We start from the raw sequence: 17996 nt of genomic DNA on the forward strand, positions 1-17996 counted from the left end.
CTATCGAAAAGGAGTGTTTTTATGCCACAAGCTCGTAAAGCGATTCCCCTAGTAATTACTTCTCTTGCCCTGATCGGTGGTGGCGGTTGGTATTGGTCATCCCATCAGGAGAAACCTATCAATGTCTCATCACAAACAAAATTAGCTGGTGTAAACGAGACGCAGGAGAATCGCATCTTAAACATTGACGAGTTGATGAAACAGGGACTCGTCAAGACATATCCGGGTGATCCTAAACTAAAAGCGAAGACATTCCGTGCCGAGGCACTTCTTTCCTCTCCTCCAAAAGAATTAAACCTGAAAGATAAACCAGGTTATCGTTATGTCACGATTCCGCTCGTCATGCATGACACGTCCGATAATTTCGGAGCTTACAGTGTCTATAAACCAAACTTATTCGTTCTCAATGATGGCAAAGGACACGAGTACGACGTCGTCGATTACGTCAATCATAATCCGAAGGCGTGGAAGAACAGTCATCAATATTATTCTCCACATCGCGCTCAAATCGATTTAGTCTATCAAGTACCAGAAGAAGCGAAGACGTTCGTCTTATTCGCTGCTTCCGATGCATTCCCGAAAACGCATACGATTAAAATCGAACTGTGATCCATTGCGCTTGCATGAATGTGCAAGCGTTTTTTACATAAGAATACGATGAGAAAGGATGTATGGTATCATGCTACGTTTCATCTGGAATTCGTGGTGGCGCAACAAGGAACGATTCATTTTATTACTCGTCGGCGTTCTCGTCGTCAGTACCGGTTTGAGTTATTTGATCGGGACGACACAAGCAAATAACGGAACAGTCGTCGACGAACTGCAAAAACGTTGGAAGTCTTCCTACGATATCGTCGTGCGTCCCCCAAATAGCCGAAGCGTGACGGAAGACCTCAAACTACTCGAACCGAACTATATGAGTAGTCTAGATGGTGGAATCACGATGAAGCAATATAAGACGATCCAAGATATCTCGGACGTCGAAGTCGCAGCTCCGATTGCGATGATTGGAAACCACTCTACAAATGCACCTGTTGGTACGCATCGGTTTGACGATTACGGTGTCTATAAGTTGACGATCACCGATAAACAGAATACCGGCTTGAACGTCGAAAAGTACTCTACCGTTAATTATCTCGCTGCCGGATGGACACCAGATGAAAATGCAACACGTTCCGGCGTCTCACCTGCTGTTCTGGGTGAAGATCCGTTATTAGAATTCGGAAGTGCGACGATGGTTGCCGGAATTGATCCCGAAGCAGAAGCCCGCTTGATCGGACTAGATAACGCGACGATCAGCGGAAAACATAGTCGCTACTTTGACAAACAAGACAAAGCAAACGTCGTCGATCCTGAACTCGGAACGGTTGAGATGCCTATTTTGATGAGCGAACGGGAATATGTCGATGCGTCACGGACGTATACGTATGAGAAAATAGACCTCCCGCTTATTAATGACTCGATACAAGAGACGATTCAAGATGTTACGAAGCGTGGTGGTGCAAAGTTTCTAAATATGCTACAGACGACTGACGATCCTGCAAAGACGTATTCAGTCACAACGCAGGACGTTCAAAAAACACTGCTAAAACAGATCATGACGGACTCGTTTCCTGAGCTGCCGTCAGGAAATTCCGAATGGCTGATCCTAAAGCCGTCACCGATTAGTTATCAGTCTATCTCTAGCCCCTTTGCGTCGCGCTGGCCGTTCAGTTACCAAGTTGAACCGAAGAAAGTCGATCCGGATTCGTTACTTGCGAAACGGACGATGTACCGGGAAGCACGCATGTTTGGGAAGACGAGTGATGATTGGCCAAGAGTTCGCTTAAACTACATCGGAGTCTTCAATCCGAAGAAATTGAATATATCGAAGGATCCCTTGACGGAACTACCGATGGAAACGTATTTCCCTGCAAAGGCGCAATGGGTCATGGATAAAAATGATCGTCCGGTTAACCCCGTCAAGGATGTCAAACCGACGAATGATCCGTATGACTTCCTGACGAAACCCCCTTCGATGTTGACGACGCTTGATGCCGCCTTCAAGATTCGCGGCGAAAAAGCAATCTCTGTCATTCGCGTCAATGTCAAAGGCGTCGATCAGATGAATGCAGCGAGTGAGCAAAAGCTCCAAGACGTCGCGAACGAAATTGAGGAGAAGACTGGTCTGATCACGGACATCACACTTGGTTCCTCTCCGCAGCTCGCTTTGACGTACTTACCAGGACTTGAAAAACAATCGGCCCTCGGTTGGGTCCAACAACCGTGGATCAAACTCGGTTCTTCAATGACGATTTTCCAAGAGGCGAAGGTCGGTATGTCTGGCGTCATCGCTAGCGTCATCGCGGTTGCGCTCGTCTATGTCTTTAGTTCAAATATCATTCTACTCTATGCACGCAAAAAGGAATTCGCGATTCTATTGTCTCTCGGCTGGCGTCCGCGTCAACTCTCGAAGTTGCTGTTCCTTGAAGCGACGCTACTCGGATCTCTCGTAGCGTTAATCGCTTGGTCGATTCTCGGTACGTTTTGGTTAACGACTGATTATCCGATCGCTTTAGGACGAATTCTGTTAATCGGTCTTGCTGGTCTACTCATTTACTGGGGTGGGACGCTCGTTCCGATGGCATTGATTCGTAGAATCAAACCATATGAGAGCATGCGATCCGGTGAAGTCTCACGTTCGCGACGATTCGTTCGGTCACAATCGATTCTTGGTATGAGCATGAACCAACTCTTTACGTACTGGCAACGAACAATCCTTTCGATTATCGCCATCGCCTTGCCGACGAGTCTGTTCATCTTCTTCCTCTTCGTGACATTCCGCTTAAAAGGGGTGCTCTATGCGACGTGGCTTGGTGAATATGTCGCCTTAGAAGTCGGCACGATGCATTATGTCGCGATGGGTGTTGCCCTATTGATCGCCATCTTGACGACGACGGAAATTCTTTGGCAAAACGTCAATGAACGTCGCAGTCAACTCGCTGTCTTAAAAGCGACAGGGTGGCAAGACGGGTTGATTCGACGCCTCGTCTTATTAGAAGGTTTGCTGACAGGGTTACTAGCTGGAATCGTCGGACTTCTCTTTGCGCTAGTGATGATTTGGCAAGTATACCGCCAATTCCCGACGACGGAACTCGGTTTCTTGTCTGCAACGATTCTAATTCCACTGTTGACAGGGATCATCGGTGCAATTTTACCAGCACAGCGCGCTGTCCGTATCGTTCCGAATGCTGCAATCAGCAGCGTCAATGCTAACTCAAAAGAAACCGAACGACGCTTTAAACTTGCTCTCTCATCTATCGGAGCCGTGTTATTCGTCGGTGTCCTTTCCCTCTTCCTGTTTGCAACGAATGAACAACCTTCCAAACAGACGTCTGTTGCGAAAGCTCCAAAAGTCATCACGACGGGAAGCAAAATTTCCGATGGTCTTACGGGTGCAAAGCGACAGCTCGAGACGACGAAAAAAGAATCATCCGGTGTCATCGAAGAGACGATGGCAAAAGGAACGATTAAGACGTTCCCAGGAGATCCGGCTGTTAAAGATACAAGTTTCTGGATCGGAAAATTGTTGAAGCAACCGCCTGCTTCCCTGAAACTAAAAGAGAAAGAGGGGTATCAGTACATCACGGTTCCGACGTTTTATCAAGATCTCTACTATCGAGATGCTGGGGAAGAAAGTTACTATTTCCCGAATCGTTTCCAAGTGACGGGAGTCAGTGGTGTCTATGAACCGATTGATTATGAAAACAAAAACGAAAAAACATGGAAACAGGGTATGAAGTATGTTGCACCGGGTCGGTCACATGTGAACCTTGTCTATCAAGTACCTGCAGATGAGACAGAATTCGTCATGTTCGTCTCAGGGGATATTTTCGCAAAGACGATTACCGTTAAAATTGATTTAAAGAAATGACCGAAGACAGCTCGTTCTCAACGTATGCCACCATACGTTCGAACGAGCTGTTTTTAAATGCGTATCAACACAATACCGCTAAGCATGACAAGCAGACTGACGATCTGCACACCTGTGACCGGTTGTTTCTTTGCACCGAACCAGCCGAAACGGTCAATCAATAGGCTGCCGGTCAGAAGACCGATCGTGACGATGACGACAGCGAGTCCTGTACCAACGAGCGGAACGATGAAGGCATTACCGGCAACGAACAACGCACCGATCAATCCCCCGATCCAAATCCAAGCAGGTAAGGGTTGCGAACGATCGATGTGCCATTTCGTTCGGAGGATCAGATTCAGTAATAACAAGGTGATCGTACCGATGACGAATGAAATCAAGGCACCTTTGACGGCTGACCCGAGAACACTACCGAGATGACCATTGATCGCTGTCTGGGCAGCACTCATCATACCGGTTAGAATTCCGAGCAGACGCCAGATAAACAATGAGTTTTCTGATGATGTCATCTGTTGCTTGCGCCGTCGTGCGAAATAGTCACCAAGCGCGACCGTTCCAACGACACCGAGTAACACAAGCACTGCGCCGATGACTCGTGTCAGTGAGAGTGAGGTGACCGTTGACTCAAACAATCCGAAATGATCGATCAACAGTCCCATGATGACCTGACCGAAAATGGGCATGATGACCGTTTGTACGCCTCCGAGTCGCGGAAACAGCAGGATGTTCCCAGTCAAATAGATGACGCCAAGCAGTCCCCCACCCCAAATCCAGAACGGTTCATCGGCAGTAGCCATAAGACCTGTGAGATTCCCATCGACGACCAACACCAGAATCAGTAAGAAGAGTGAGCCGATCGAAAAGGAAATCAGCGAAGCGAGGAACGGCGAACCGACAACGCCCCGCAGCCGTGTATTAACACTCGTTTGAACTGGTACGAGCAGACCGATGATAAATCCAATGATGATAGCAAGCATACGAGGACCTCCTTCTTCATGTGCCCCTTCATCATACGGCAGTCGAACACGCTGAAGCGACCGGAATGCTCAAAAAGGAGCCGGTGCATCGACCGGCTCCACGGATTAGATCTTTTTCCACGACTTCGGATACATCCGCAGTTCCTTCTTCGTTGGATGCTCAGCATCGAGACGTTTTCCGTTTCGTTCAAGCAACATATCGGATACGAGCAAAACAATCGCAAGAACGACATAGACAGTAAAACTGAGGAAGAATGGCAAGTCGAATACGATGATCAGCGGGAAGAATAATCCCATTAAGATGACGAACAAAAAATCGGTCACATACTGCCATTGAATGATTTTTTTCATCTGTGGTTCTACCGTTAATGCCATATCACGTTCGACTTCTTGCGAGTGAATCCGCGCAATCCACACTAGTGCTACAAGTAAAAAGAACAATGGCCAGTACACGTCCCGATTGGCGACGACTAATAAGATACTGACGCCGTACAGCAACGAGCTGTATAAACGTGGTTTGACGAGTTGACGCTTTTCTTCTTGAATGAACGCGATGCGCTCGGCTTTCGTTTTCATCTAAATCCCCCAACTGATGTGACGTATCTTTTTAATCTGATCGAACCGTCCGTGATCGACCGATGTACTCGACTTTATTTTGAAGTACACGATACATCCGGTATTCTCCCGTCGGTGCCGACTTCAGCTGAACGGCAATCTGATGACGTCGTGATTTCGATGATTCGGACGCTACGAAGTAAGGTTTGACTGATGCGATATCATCACGTCCGAACTGCTTCGTCACGTGTCTTACGACTTGCACTTCAACAATCTGTTCATAGGTCGCATCCCGTTCATCTGCGATCATCCACCAGCCGACACCGCTAATTACTATGAGTAATAGAATCGCCCCGATCGTTTTTCGCATTTCGATCCCCCCGGTTCTCGTGCCCTTACTTACTGTTTCAATTCGTGAACGAGGTTTTCCTGCTTTCGTCGGGTGACGAACCAAGCAATGCTTAGGACAAGCACTATCAAACCGGCAATGGTTCCGGCAATCGTCGGTACGTTAAAGTAAAATGCCCCCCTATCATCGATCCGTGTCACGAAGAAAGTCGCACCAAGACCACTAATCAGCCCAAAGGTGATGCCACTCCCAACGAATAAGAGCATTTGAATGAGTGTCAGCTGACGGAGCTTGTTCCGTGTCAACGCAATCGTTCGTAGCAAGGCATACTCGCCTCGTTTTCCACTCACGAAACTGAGTAAGGCGTTCGCAAGTCCGAACCAGACAGATCCACTCATGACGACAAGCGCAATCAAGAAGACGAACCAGCGTTCCGTCGTTTGTTGCTCCGCATCGCGAAGCGCGTCAGATAGTCGATTCACTTGCAATGTCGGATAACTTTCTGTGATCTCTAATAATGTTGTGGTCACTTGAGTCTTTTTTAACTCGGACGGAACGTCGATAAAGACATTCAAGATGTGATCGTTTGGTTGCCGCAGTTGCTCGTTCCGCCAATCCACGAGGACGTCTGGTGCTATCTTCTTTTCAATTCCAACGATTCGGAATTGACCGACCGAAACGCTTCGTTCTTGTTCCCCGTCCCATCGCCCGAGCGGCAACGTATCACCTTTTTCGAGACTATGTTTTTTAGCGAAGGTCCGTGAGACGATGATTCCTTCTGTGTCACTCGTCTGCTCTCCCTCTAAGACGTCAAGACGACGATAGTCCGTTACTTCGTATTCGATCGAGACATCTTCTTGAGACGATTGATATTCGAGTGAATTTCGAGACGACAGGAAGGTCGCTTTTGCGCCAGGTAGGTCCGTTTCAATTTGTCGAATCAATTGTAGCGGGTCTCCTTGCGATCCTTCATCTAAACGACTCTTTAAGACGACCTCCGTCGGATATTGGCTGATGATGTACTTCCGTTCGTTTTGTTGCACCGTCTCAAGGAATGTCGAGCCGATGACGACGATGATCATCAAGACCTGAACAATCAGCATCAACCAGGCATTTTTCCGAAGTTGCGGTAACACGCCCCGGAAGGCGACGAAACTTGTCGGTCCCGCTAACCGACGAACGATCGGTTCCGCTCGATGCAGCACTCCCTTCAAGAGGAGTGGCGTCGCAAGATACATCGTCAGTAAAAAGGCGACGGTTGCACCGAGCCAGGCGATTGCCCGTGCCCCCTCCGTACTGGCAATCACTTCAGCGAACAACACCAAACTGACGGTCAATCCACTACTGAACAGGACGAGACGTTTTCGCCGGGTCGGTCGTGACGCCGTTTTCAGATTTTCTCGCAAGACGTGGAGTGGTAACACATCCCGTTTTCGATAAGCCGTACTCGCGAGCAACAGCAGAATCAACAAGGCACTACCGAACGTTACGAGCATCAAGAATGCTCCCTGTTCGATCATGAGGGAGACGATCATTTTACCCTCTGTCGGCCATACGAGTTGACCGAGTAACGGGAAGCAAATACTGCCTAGAATCGTAAGCACCGTGCCCGCTAAGACAATCAATCCAGATTGAACGAAGAACAGCTGAAACAGTTGCCGTGTCGTCGCCCCAAGCGTCCGCATGATGGCAAATTGGACAGCATGTTTACGTAAATACAAGTCGAAATTCGCCATCAAGATGAAGGCGGACACGACAAGGATCAGTACTGACAAGATTCCGATGTAACCGTTCAGCGCCGGTGAGAGCGTTTGCCCTTCCGAAAATTCAATCCGGAGCTTCGGATTCGCTTTGACGAGTGTATCGGCATAGTGGACGAGATCCGCCTCTTTTTTTAGATTGAGCAAGACGGCTTTCGTTTCGATCGGATGATACTTCTTCAGATCAGCATACGAAAGAAAGACTTGATCTTGCGTAGCTTCAGATGTTGTCGCACTTGGTAAAATCTCACGGATTCGATACGTCGCTTCTCCGACGCGAAGCGTTTGCCCGACACTACGATCAAGCGACGTCGCGAGTCTAGCTGACACGATCGCTTCTCCCTGTTTCAAATCGTTCGTGAAATGATACCGACTTTTCGTCTGGGCATCCGAATGAACTCCTATCATCTCCACGTCGGCCATCGTTTGACCAGCAACGCGCGCTGTCGTCTGTATGATCGACTCTGCGCCCAAGACATCGTGATCCTTTTTAAGTTGCTCAAACACGGACTGATCCGTCCGCTCGTCTTCAGGTGTATATTTGACCGTCAGATCGACTTGACCATATCTTTGTACACGATCTGTCTCGATAGCGGCTTGATTATGTAATAAAAAAATGACCATCGTCAAGACAAGACCAATCGAAATCATGACGCTTCCGATTGAGGTCACTAAAATCATCGGACTTTTACGGTACAGTCGGTGGGAAAGACGGAAGAGATGTTGTCGTTTCATACAGCCCCACGAATTGCTCGTATGTCTCTAAGATCGGCGCCACGTCTCCGGTTGACAGCTGATCGGCAACGATCTGTCCGTCATGGAAATACAGCACACGTTTCGCATGAGCAGCTACGGTCGCATCATGAGTCACGAGCAGGATGCTCGTTTGTTGTTCGCGATTGAGTTCTTGAAGCAACTGCATGATTTCAGCAGATGTCTTGAAATCGAGGTTCCCCGTCGGCTCATCCGCTAAGATGATCGGTGGTCGACTAATCAAGGCACGTGCAATCGCGACACGTTGTTGTTGTCCTCCCGACAGCTCTTGCGGTCGATGATTGTTCCACTTCGTCAGTCCGACTCGTTTGAGCCAAGTGTCTACCTCTTGATTGATCGTTTTATCATCCATCCCCTTCAGCATCAACGGTAAAGCGATGTTCTCCTGAACCGTCAAGTCATCGAGCAGGTGAAACGATTGAAAGATGAACCCGATGTGTTGCTGACGGTATAACGTCGCAGCAGGCTCAGTGAAGATGTCGCGTTGCCGTTTTTCCTTTAAGGTCAACGTTCCGCCGGTTGGTGCGTCAAGCGCTCCCAGGATATTCAACAGTGTACTTTTCCCGGAGCCACTCGTTCCCATGATGGCGATGAATCCTCCTTCCTCTAACGTAAAGCTGACTTGTTTTAATGCATGGATTGTCTCCGTTCCACATATGTAGGTTTTTGATAACCGTTCGACTTCTAATAAATCTGACACGCATATCCCTCCTTAGTTATTCCGTCTTTATCATAACCATAATAAGGATGATTTAGAAGTAAATGCAAAAAACTCCTCATCTAAACGACGAGGAGTTACTGGTTATTGTCGGACATATTTTAATGGTATCAAATCTTCAATCCGGACTTTCGTCAACTGATCGTCGATCGTCAAGAGGACAAATGCGTCCGGTGCATAGTCGGAAATCAATTCGCGACACATGCCGCACGGACTGACGACACGAATCGTTCGGTCCGCCTCATCCGAATAGGGATGTCGGACGGCGACGATCGTCTCAAAATCCGTCAATCCATCCGTGATGGCGGAACCGATCGTGATGGCTTCCGCGCACACCGTCACCCGTCCGATATAGGCTTCGACATGAACACCCGTTTTTGTCGCGCCATCTTTTGTCCGCAACGCAGCTGCGACGTGATGTTTATCGTCAGCGTAACGGCTTTGAATCGTTTCAGTTGCTAGTTCGACCAGTTGCAGGTCAGCTTCTGTAATCGGATAAGTCTGCATAATGTGCTCCTTACATGTCTTTTTTCTTATAGGTCAAACCGATGAATTGTGCTTTTTCATTGAACAGTCGACGGTAGGATAGAAAACCAACGAGGACCGATGCCATCGCCGCCGTCGTCAAGATCAGGAATAGAATCAATAGTTGATAAAGGACTGCTTCCATCGGATCCGCGCCACCGATGATCAACCCACTCATCATCCCTGGCAGTTGGACGAGGCCCATCGTTTTTTGCGCTTCAATCGTTGGAATCATACTTGTCCGGATCGCGCCTTTTAAGCTCGTATCAATCGTTGTCTTCGCATCTCCACCAAGCGAAAGAATCAGTTCGATGATCTCGTCGCTTCGTTCGACCTCGTCCTTGAACTTATTAAGAAACAATAAGGACAAAATCATACAGTTCCCAATGACCATCCCGCTGATCGGAATGACTTGCTGGGCTTCGAACGGAATGATTCGTAACCCGAGCAAAATGCCCATCGTCAATGCTTCGACCGCAATCAATGTCAACAAGATGATCCACTGGATCCCGGGAATCCCGTCCCCTTTACGGATGACGTTCAGTGTCGCTGCACCGATCATCAACAGAATCATCAGTAACATAAAAATTGGACTGCCGCTTTCAAAGACGAACGTCAGAATATAACCGATGATCAAGAGTTGAACGATTGATCGAACGGTTGCGATGAGGATGTCCTTCTCTAGACCAAGCCGTAACGTCCGCGCTAAGACGAGGGGGATCAAAATGAAGATGAGCGAAGTCGCCAGTTGGAGGTAACTCATACCGATACCCCCTTCAAGAACGCTTGTGTCTCTGCTTGACCACTTGAAACGAGTTCTTTAAAAGCACCAGACTCAATCAATCGACCGTCTTTTAAAAACCAGACGTCGTCGCTAACCCGCTTGGCTTGCTCTAAGTCATGCGTAATCCAAATGATTGTCGTCTGTAACTTCTGCTGTAGATCAAGAATCAGCTTCTCAATTTCTTGTACCATGCGGTAATCGAGACTTGCCGTGATTTCGTCGAGCAACAGGACGTCCGGACGATTGACGAGTGTCCGTGCGATTCCGAGTCGGCTCCGTTCGCCACCCGACAAATCTTTGACCGGTCGTTCAAGTTCGACGGATAGGTCGACTTGTTGTAGCAAGCGTTCCGCCTCTTCGCGCGGTAACGATTCACCGAAGATTGATTTCGGTAAATTGATATTATCGTAGACGGTACCTGGAATCATCGGCGCACTTTGGAACGCCATTCCGATCCTTTTGCGGACATCGAGCAGATTCATCTGCTCAAGTGGTTTGCCTCGAAAACGAATTTCGCCGCGATCGGGAGAAATCAGTCCATTGATATGTTTCAATGTCGTCGATTTCCCGGCACCACTCGGTCCGACGAGCGTCGTAATGACACCCTCACGGAACTCACCCGTTATTTCGTGTAAGATGTGTTGATAGCTGACTTCGTGAAACGTAAGAATTGACATACCGTGTGTTCACCTGACTTTCTACAAGTTTCGGGTAATGCTCCTGTAGTGTTGTACCCGAAAATCCGTCACGTTAGTACGTCAAGCGACACTTCCTTACGAGTGGATGATCTCTCCGGCAAAATCATAAGGTACCGTTCGACCAGCAAAGAGCGATTCTTTTGATGCTTCCGGTAAATTGAGGTGTTTGAACGCTTCTTCACGATCCATCCAGACGAGTCCGGAAATTTCTTCTGGAACATTCGTCTTTAATTGACCGGAAGTGATTTCTCCCGCGAAGAAGAAAAAGAGACAATGTTCCCCCGCTTGCGGGAAGAATGCTTCTGCAAGATGGACGATGTCACTTGGTATGATTGTAAATCCTGTCTCTTCCAGAACTTCACGCGTGATTGCCGTATGTAGCGTTTCGTCGCGCTCGACTGTCCCACCGGGCAATGTATAGTAGTCACCGTGATCGCCACGGTTCTCGACCATCAATAATTGATCGCCGGTTTCATTAAATAATGTCGCATAGACGATGTTTTTACGGATATTCATGTTCGTCCTCCTATCGTTTTGTACATCTGCTATTTCTGATCAAAGCGTGTTGTTTTTATTATGTCTTTTCTAGCTCATTTGTCCAAATTTCAATTTGACCCTGTAGGAACGCCATCAACTCTTTCATTTCCGCATCACTTGGTAAGAAGGATACGCCCGCTCTCGCATAGACGGTTTGGATCGAATGGGTTTGACTAAGCGCTAAAGCTGCGATGAAATCTTTCAGCGTTTGGTCAGGGTCTTTCGTGAAACGGTGATAAACCTGGAGAGCGGCGATTTGAGCAATCGCGTACTCGATGTAATAAAAAGGTGTCTCAAAGAGATGGATGACACTCATCCATGCGTGACCTTTCCAATCGGGTGTTTCCGACCAATCAATGACGTCCGTATCGTATGATTCTCGGAGATCGGCATAATAGGCATGTCGTTCTTTTGGATCATGACCCGGGTGAGCATAGAGCCATGATTGAAAACGATCGACGATGATCGTCTCGGGTAAGAACTCGACAATGGAACGAATCTGTTCCAGTTTCGCCCGGGCAACGTCTTTTTTATCCGAAATCACCTGATGCCATTCGTTCATCGTCAACAACTCGAGCGACATGGCAGCGAACTCCCCTACTTCGAGCGGAATCGGTTGTAGTCCGTCGTACGTTTCTTTCATCGCTTCATGATGGACGGCATGGCCGATCTCATGCATAAAGATGACGAGATCATCGAAGGTATGGATGCGATTCATGAATAAGAACGATTGTTGTTCGACCGGTAAATACTCACAAAACCCTCCGCCTGCTTTGTTCGACCGGGCATCGATATCGAGATGATTTATCTGTCGCATGTCTTTTAATACTTCAGCAAAATAGGGGTGAACGCTCTTGAGGATGGCTTGAGTCTGATCTAAGAATGAAGTATCGGAATCGGTCACGTGATGATCAATCTGTGTATAGGCCGATTGCCGGACGTCCCACGGATGGAGCGCATGTTTGCCGAGAAACGTTTGTTGTTCGCGCTGAAATTGCCGTTTGACCGGTAGAAATTCGGATTGAATGATGGCGGCGTAGTGATTGACATCTTGACTCGTATAATCGACGCGTCCGAGTTCTGCAAAAGCTAGTTCTTCGAATCCGATCTTACCACTTGCAGTGGCACGCGCTTGTCGTAACTCAACGAGTCGTGAAAACAACGGTTGAATGACGGATTCTTTCATGCGGAATGCTTCCTCAATCGATAAGAGCGCTTGTTTTCGAGTGGATTCATCCGCGTCAAATAAAGCAGCATGCAGATCGGAAACCGCCTCTCCCGATTTTGTCAGCATCGTCGCCTCAATTCGGAGATAGTCTTGAATAAGACAAGCTTCCTCTTCTGTCACACTTGTTGCTCTGAGTGATTGTTCAAAACGTGCTCTCGTTCGAAGTGTGATGTCATCACGCGAGACGAGATCCATTTTTACGGAACGTCTCAACGTATCGAGCTTATCCGATAGCTGCTGACGCCCTTGTTCGTATTCAGAAGTGGTACCGGGGTCTGTGACGTCCTGGAGATACGCGATTTTTTGTTTGAGCAATGTCTCTTCCATTTGGAGAATCGAAGCAATCTGGTGCGTAACATTCTCATCATGATAAATAACGTTATTTACAGATGACTGAGATTTCATCGACGGATTTCACATCTCCTTTCAACTTATTCCAGTATACAGTTTATGCCAACGATATGATTATTTTACGAATAAATGACTATTATATTGTCTTATTTGACTATTATCGTTGTCATAAAGACAATGATAAGTTACATTATATAGGAGGTGAATCCCCATATGAAATCCAGGTTAAAAGAATTACGTGCCCGTCACGGGTGGAATCAGTCTGAACTAGCACGGCGTGCGAACATTTCGCGCCAGACGATCAGCTTAATCGAACGCGAAGAATTCATGCCGTCGCTATTGATTGCTGTCAAAATTTCTCGTGTGTTTGATACGCCGCTAGAAGATATCTTTTATTTCGATGAGGAGGAATTAACATGAACAAGGAAGCAGTCAAGGTCATCATCGCAGCATTACTCGGTGGCATCAGCAGTTATTTCGTCATGTTTGTCCTAAAAAATACCCATTTGTCACAGTTTGAACGATCGCTCTATCTTGATTACATATTCATTGGTCTTTTCGTTATCTTGACGATCTTGACTCTCAGTTACATCGTACGCTATTTGCAAATTCGCCAATTAACTCAACACTCTGTTTCTTCCGACGAAGAGGACGCAATCGATGATCAATTGAATCGATACTATGCAGATGGCATGATGATGGTTCAGGTTTCTACTCTTCTCAGCATCGGGCTCGCATCATTTAGCATCATTGAAAACCAGTTCGGACTTCATTTGATACTGAGCGGACTCTTTTTTATCATCAGTAGTCTTGCCTCTGTTTTTTATCTTAATCTCATGCATCATATATATCCGGACCGTCAGTTCCCGAAGTACTCGGAAACAAACTATATCAAAAAGCTGTTCGCTGCTTCAGATGACGGCGAACGTCACGTCATGTTAGAGGGACTCATCCGTTCACAGTCTTCTTTGCAACTCCTATTGATGGGGATTATCGTCGTATTGGTCGTGTATTCGTATGAGACCGGTCAGTCTCAGATCTTTGCAATCAGCTTATTGATTATCGCCTTGATCTGGAGCAACGCAAAATATTTTCTCCATGTACGCAATCGCTAAAAAGGAGCATTCAGTCAATGGACTGGATGCTCCTTTACATGCCTTCAAAAATCACGATGATTTTGTTGTTGATGGACATCATGCTGGTTCAGTGTATATTCCTGATCGTCGAGCGAGCGATGTTTCGATTGACTCCGCGCTGAAATGAACCAGACGACTCCACCAACGGCGAGAAAGATCGCAATGAAGATCATGGAAACCCTCCTTTAGATTCCTTTTTTACTTTATTCTTCCAACACCCTGGTTTTTCCTTTACGATAAGATAGAAGATATGAATTTATAGGGGGCGTTAGGATGTTCGGCAAAGAACCGACATGTATGCATTGCGGCAAAACGATTGAAGGAAACGAAAAAGTCTACATCCAGATGCGCTATCCGAAACATCGCGGGATGACGGAAGTCAAAGCATACCTAAAAAGCGAAGGACGTTTCATTTGTGAGCAGTGTTTCGCAGAAAAGACAGAGTCAAAGGGGTAAGCATCCATGAATCTGAAAGAGAGTACGATTTTAGTTACAGGAATGACCGGAACGCTTGGCTCTCGTGTTGCGCGACGTTTTCTTGAAGAAGCGCGTGAAGTGCGCGGTTTGTATCGCTCTCAGGAACAAGCGGATCAATACGCTTTCAAAGATGTCCACGCAGTCATCGGTGAGCTCGGTGATCCGGATTCGCTTCTAACAGCACTTCAAGGCGTCGATCTGTTGATTCACTGTGCTGCCTATCTCGGAGATGATCCCGATTTAGCACAGGAAGCAAATGTCACAGGTGTACAACATCTCGCGGATGCTGCGACAAAAGCTCGTGTCAAGCGCATCGTTCACATCTCGACGACTTCCGTGTACGGCGAAGTCGTGAGTGGACATTTTACGGAAACGTCACCACTCCTACCGTCCGAACACGTCTACATTCATACAAAACAGGAATCCGAACGCCTGTTACAGGAAAACACACCCAATTCCGATTTAATCATCTTACGCCCAGGATCAATTTGTGCCGAGAAGCAGTCCTACTGGGGGGATCGTCAAGTCGAGCGGATGAAGGAGGCGGAAGTGATTACCTGGGTGCATCCGGACGATGTCGTCCCGTGGGTCCATACCGATAATCTAGTCGAGATGATCGTCATCGCCGCAAAAAATGCGCATAATGGGGACACCTTTAATGCGATTGATGCGAATCTACCTGAGACGGATTTTCGGATGAAGTTGATCACAGCAAGTGACAAGCCGTACCAAACACCGAATCGTTCGGCGGAATGCGCTACTTTCTCAAACGAACGAATCAAACGACTCGGATATGTTCCGATTCGTACTCCTGAATCAACTATTGAACAGTTGGTCAAATCGTTTTAATAACGAAGAGGCATCGAATCGAGTGATTCGGTGCCTCTTTTTATGCTTATCTTACCGACATCCACTTGATCCAGCGATTCCGGTCGTGCGCTCGTAATTCTTTCATCGTTAAAAGGATTTGTTCTGTTCCAAGTACTCGTTCTGCCTCAAGGATTCCACTTTTCCCAAGTGAGCGATTGAGATTATAATTCAGCCAGTCTAGCTTTCCTTGAACACTGCTATCGATGACGTGCGTCCAGTCGACATCAGGCAAACGTTGTTTTGTCGCGTAACCGTCAAGAAATGCGTTAAATCGAACGCTGTCAAACGTATTGTTTTCCTGCTTCGACCAATAACAGGCTGTCTCGAACACGTCGACGGCTCGATGGATCAGACCCGCAGACTCCCAGTCAATCAGGACTGGACCCGTTGGTGTACAGAGGATGTTCTTTGGATCGAGATCACGATGACTGACGATCCAGTCTACTGGCAGTTGTTTTTGCGCTCCCTGTGCTAATCTTTCTATTCGTTGCAGCTGTTCCTGCTCTTCCATGAATAGCTGCAGCCACTTTGCTTGCTGCCGTTTTCCTTCTTCTAAATGACCGTCCCAATCGATTGAAGTACTCGAGGTATCCGGCTTTAAAAAACCAGTTGTCGCTACCGTAAGTCCATGCAACCGTCCTAATTGAACTCCGATTTGTCGTGCATGTGCCGATCGAAGCTGGTCGGTTGATAACGTCTTGCCATCGATCCAGTCAAACAAAAGGTAATCCGAGCCGTCAATCGTTTGTACCGCTTGGTCTTTGATGCGACGTGCCGGTAATGCTGCTAAGTGAAATGACGCTTGCACGGCGACATCTTCTGACATCTTAAAATTATTTCGTGCTTCAGGGCGTCGCATGATGTCCGGATTCAATCGTTTTAAGACGTAAGATCCAGTCGTCGTCTGTAATCGCCATGTCTCATGCATGAGTCCGCCAGTCAATCGTACAGGTTCGCTAATCATTTGTCCTATTGTAAAACGTTCACAAATCAAATTCATCGTTTGTTGCATCCTATTCTCCATTTCGTTCGTTCCAACCGATCCATGAAATGCTACACTAGTTTTGCATGATTTCATTGAACACGAAGGAAGGTTTTAGTATGAAACAAATTCATCACATCTGCATTCAGACGACGGACTATGCTGCGTCTAAACATTTTTATGAACAACTTGGATTCTCCCTCGTTCAAGAGTCACCTGGTTTTCACGACCGCGCCTTTAACAGCTGGTTACGTCTCGGTGACTTCTATATCGAATTGCAAACACCCAAATCGGGTCAGCCGTTCACTGATTATACAAAACAAGCAGCGGGTCCCGTCCATTTCGCACTTTACGTTGACGACTTGCAAGAAGAAGTAGCACGCTTGGAACGACTCGGGATGCCTTTCCTACCGAAACACGGCGGAAACATCTACTTCGTCGTCGATGGTCATCTCAGCAAATTAAAAGCACCAGAAGGAACAATCATCGAATTACGGGATACGTTTGCGATCTCTTAATTTCGAATCAACCGCCCATAATAAGGCGGTTTTTATATTGTCCAAACCAGTACTTTGTGTTACTATATAGTAGTAGTCATTAATACTAAGTAGCTGATTTATTAAGTAGCGAGGTGAATAATTTGGAAAATATCACAGAATTGCTCAAAGGTATACTTGAAGGATGTGTACTTGAGATCATCAGCCGCGGTGAAACTTATGGTTATGAAATCACTCAACAGTTACGTCAACTCGGATTCTCAGATGTCGTGGAAGGTACAGTCTATACAATCACGATGCGCTTAGAAAAGCAGCAGCTCGTTCATATCGAAAAAAAAGCGTCAACAATGGGACCTCCTCGAAAATTTTATACGCTAAACGAAGCAGGACACGATCGTTTACGTATCTTTTGGGAAAAATGGGCGTTCGTATCTGACAAAATGCAAGAACTGCAGCAGTTAAAACAAGAAGGGAGTACGAGATGATGAGAATATTCGAGCGGATCACCGGTAGTATGGAAGCTAAACGAGAATGGCGGTCGATGGAGAAGCGGGCTAAATCTCTTCCTCCTCGCTACTATGAGGCTTATCAAGCGATTCAACGCTATTTAAATGTCACGGGTGGACTAACGAGCTGGCAAAGTAGTCATCGTGTACTGACCGTCATCCTCGAGTTGATGGAACAAGCCGCCTTCGAGCAAAAACCAGTGACAGATTTCACTGGAGAAAATGTTGCTGCGTTTTGTGATGAGTTAGTGAAGGACTAGCAGTCTTGGCAAACATCGTACCGTCATAAATTGAATGAAACCATTCGTCAGAATTCATGATGACGTATGGAGTAAAGGGATGTGTCAGACACATTCCTT

The 17996-nt window shown here is 47.0% G+C and carries 21 protein-coding genes; 9 read left to right on the forward strand and 12 right to left on the reverse strand.

The window, feature by feature from the left end:
• The first annotated feature begins 21 nt into the window (after positions 1–21).
• Together KNQ12_RS01670 and KNQ12_RS01675 are read left to right on the forward strand one after the other, a co-directional pair.
• Entirely contained in the window at positions 22–609 is a 588-nt protein-coding gene (locus KNQ12_RS01670) for a hypothetical protein (protein ID WP_023468443.1), read from the forward strand.
• A gap of 70 nt (positions 610–679) precedes the next feature.
• Complete coding sequence (locus KNQ12_RS01675) at positions 680–3913, forward strand: FtsX-like permease family protein (RefSeq protein ID WP_214745984.1); 3234 nt, start codon at positions 680–682, stop codon at positions 3911–3913.
• A 53-nt stretch (positions 3914–3966) separates the two neighbouring features.
• Here the strand turns inward: KNQ12_RS01675 and KNQ12_RS01680 are convergent, their stop codons facing one another.
• From KNQ12_RS01680 to KNQ12_RS01725, 10 genes are all read right to left on the reverse strand, one after another.
• Entirely contained in the window at positions 3967–4890 is a 924-nt protein-coding gene (locus tag KNQ12_RS01680) for a DMT family transporter (RefSeq protein ID WP_035397139.1), read from the reverse strand.
• Positions 4891–4995: 105 nt separating this feature from the next.
• Positions 4996–5466: a hypothetical protein gene (locus KNQ12_RS01685; RefSeq protein ID WP_058713148.1), complete on the reverse strand. Its 471-nt coding sequence runs from the start codon at positions 5464–5466 to the stop codon at positions 4996–4998.
• A 31-nt stretch (positions 5467–5497) separates the two neighbouring features.
• Complete coding sequence (locus KNQ12_RS01690; RefSeq protein ID WP_023468447.1) at positions 5498–5815, reverse strand: hypothetical protein; 318 nt, start codon at positions 5813–5815, stop codon at positions 5498–5500.
• Positions 5816–5844: 29 nt separating this feature from the next.
• On the reverse strand, positions 5845–8289 hold the full coding sequence (locus KNQ12_RS01695; protein WP_214745987.1) for an ABC transporter permease: 2445 nt from the start codon (positions 8287–8289) through the stop codon (positions 5845–5847).
• Complete coding sequence (locus KNQ12_RS01700; protein WP_353047605.1) at positions 8243–9028, reverse strand: ABC transporter ATP-binding protein; 786 nt, start codon at positions 9026–9028, stop codon at positions 8243–8245. Before KNQ12_RS01700 ends, KNQ12_RS01695 begins: the two co-directional genes overlap by 47 nt.
• Before the next feature lie 102 nt (positions 9029–9130).
• Positions 9131–9553: a cytidine deaminase gene (locus tag KNQ12_RS01705; protein WP_058713150.1), complete on the reverse strand. Its 423-nt coding sequence runs from the start codon at positions 9551–9553 to the stop codon at positions 9131–9133.
• A gap of 10 nt (positions 9554–9563) precedes the next feature.
• Entirely contained in the window at positions 9564–10334 is a 771-nt protein-coding gene (locus tag KNQ12_RS01710; RefSeq protein ID WP_214745991.1) for an ABC transporter permease, read from the reverse strand.
• Positions 10331–11032, reverse strand: coding sequence for an ABC transporter ATP-binding protein (locus tag KNQ12_RS01715; RefSeq protein ID WP_214745994.1), 702 nt, complete (start codon positions 11030–11032; stop codon positions 10331–10333). Before KNQ12_RS01715 ends, KNQ12_RS01710 begins: the two co-directional genes overlap by 4 nt.
• Before the next feature lie 96 nt (positions 11033–11128).
• Positions 11129–11569: an NUDIX domain-containing protein gene (locus tag KNQ12_RS01720; protein ID WP_023468453.1), complete on the reverse strand. Its 441-nt coding sequence runs from the start codon at positions 11567–11569 to the stop codon at positions 11129–11131.
• Positions 11570–11627: 58 nt separating this feature from the next.
• Positions 11628–13223: a M3 family metallopeptidase gene (locus KNQ12_RS01725; protein WP_214745997.1), complete on the reverse strand. Its 1596-nt coding sequence runs from the start codon at positions 13221–13223 to the stop codon at positions 11628–11630.
• A 159-nt stretch (positions 13224–13382) separates the two neighbouring features.
• Here KNQ12_RS01725 and KNQ12_RS01730 point away from each other — a divergent pair, with 159 nt between their 5' ends.
• A complete protein-coding gene (locus KNQ12_RS01730; RefSeq protein ID WP_023468455.1) occupies positions 13383–13589 on the forward strand; it encodes a helix-turn-helix transcriptional regulator in 207 nt (68 codons plus the stop codon).
• Complete coding sequence (locus KNQ12_RS01735; RefSeq protein ID WP_214746000.1) at positions 13586–14284, forward strand: DUF3169 family protein; 699 nt, start codon at positions 13586–13588, stop codon at positions 14282–14284. The genes KNQ12_RS01730 and KNQ12_RS01735 overlap by 4 nt, the downstream gene beginning before the upstream one ends.
• A 44-nt stretch (positions 14285–14328) precedes the next feature.
• Here the strand turns inward: KNQ12_RS01735 and KNQ12_RS01740 are convergent, their stop codons facing one another.
• Positions 14329–14478, reverse strand: coding sequence for a hypothetical protein (locus KNQ12_RS01740; protein ID WP_023468457.1), 150 nt, complete (start codon positions 14476–14478; stop codon positions 14329–14331).
• A 100-nt stretch (positions 14479–14578) separates the two neighbouring features.
• Here KNQ12_RS01740 and KNQ12_RS01745 point away from each other — a divergent pair, with 100 nt between their 5' ends.
• Together KNQ12_RS01745 and KNQ12_RS01750 are read left to right on the forward strand one after the other, a co-directional pair.
• On the forward strand, positions 14579–14761 hold the full coding sequence (locus KNQ12_RS01745) for a hypothetical protein (RefSeq protein ID WP_023468458.1): 183 nt from the start codon (positions 14579–14581) through the stop codon (positions 14759–14761).
• A gap of 6 nt (positions 14762–14767) precedes the next feature.
• The gene (locus KNQ12_RS01750) at positions 14768–15631 is read left to right on the forward strand and encodes an NAD-dependent epimerase/dehydratase family protein (RefSeq protein ID WP_023468459.1); all 864 of its coding nucleotides are present in this window, start codon (positions 14768–14770) and stop codon (positions 15629–15631) included.
• Positions 15632–15677: 46 nt separating this feature from the next.
• On the opposite strand, the gene KNQ12_RS01755 is transcribed toward KNQ12_RS01750, so the two are convergent.
• On the reverse strand, positions 15678–16652 hold the full coding sequence (locus KNQ12_RS01755) for a phosphotransferase (protein ID WP_214775398.1): 975 nt from the start codon (positions 16650–16652) through the stop codon (positions 15678–15680).
• A 101-nt stretch (positions 16653–16753) separates the two neighbouring features.
• Between KNQ12_RS01755 and KNQ12_RS01760 the strand changes: the two genes are divergently transcribed.
• The 3 genes from KNQ12_RS01760 (at position 16754) to KNQ12_RS01770 (ending at position 17897) form a co-directional block, all read left to right on the forward strand.
• Positions 16754–17152, forward strand: coding sequence for a VOC family protein (locus KNQ12_RS01760; protein WP_023468461.1), 399 nt, complete (start codon positions 16754–16756; stop codon positions 17150–17152).
• 122 nt (positions 17153–17274) lie between these two features.
• Positions 17275–17616: a PadR family transcriptional regulator gene (locus KNQ12_RS01765; protein ID WP_023468462.1), complete on the forward strand. Its 342-nt coding sequence runs from the start codon at positions 17275–17277 to the stop codon at positions 17614–17616.
• The gene (locus tag KNQ12_RS01770; RefSeq protein WP_353047606.1) at positions 17613–17897 is read left to right on the forward strand and encodes a DUF1048 domain-containing protein; all 285 of its coding nucleotides are present in this window, start codon (positions 17613–17615) and stop codon (positions 17895–17897) included. The genes KNQ12_RS01765 and KNQ12_RS01770 overlap by 4 nt, the downstream gene beginning before the upstream one ends.
• Positions 17898–17996: the final 99 nt, after the last annotated feature.

Source organism: Exiguobacterium sp. s11 (assembly GCF_018619015.1).
GTDB lineage: Bacteria > Bacillota > Bacilli > Exiguobacteriales > Exiguobacteriaceae > Exiguobacterium_A > Exiguobacterium_A indicum.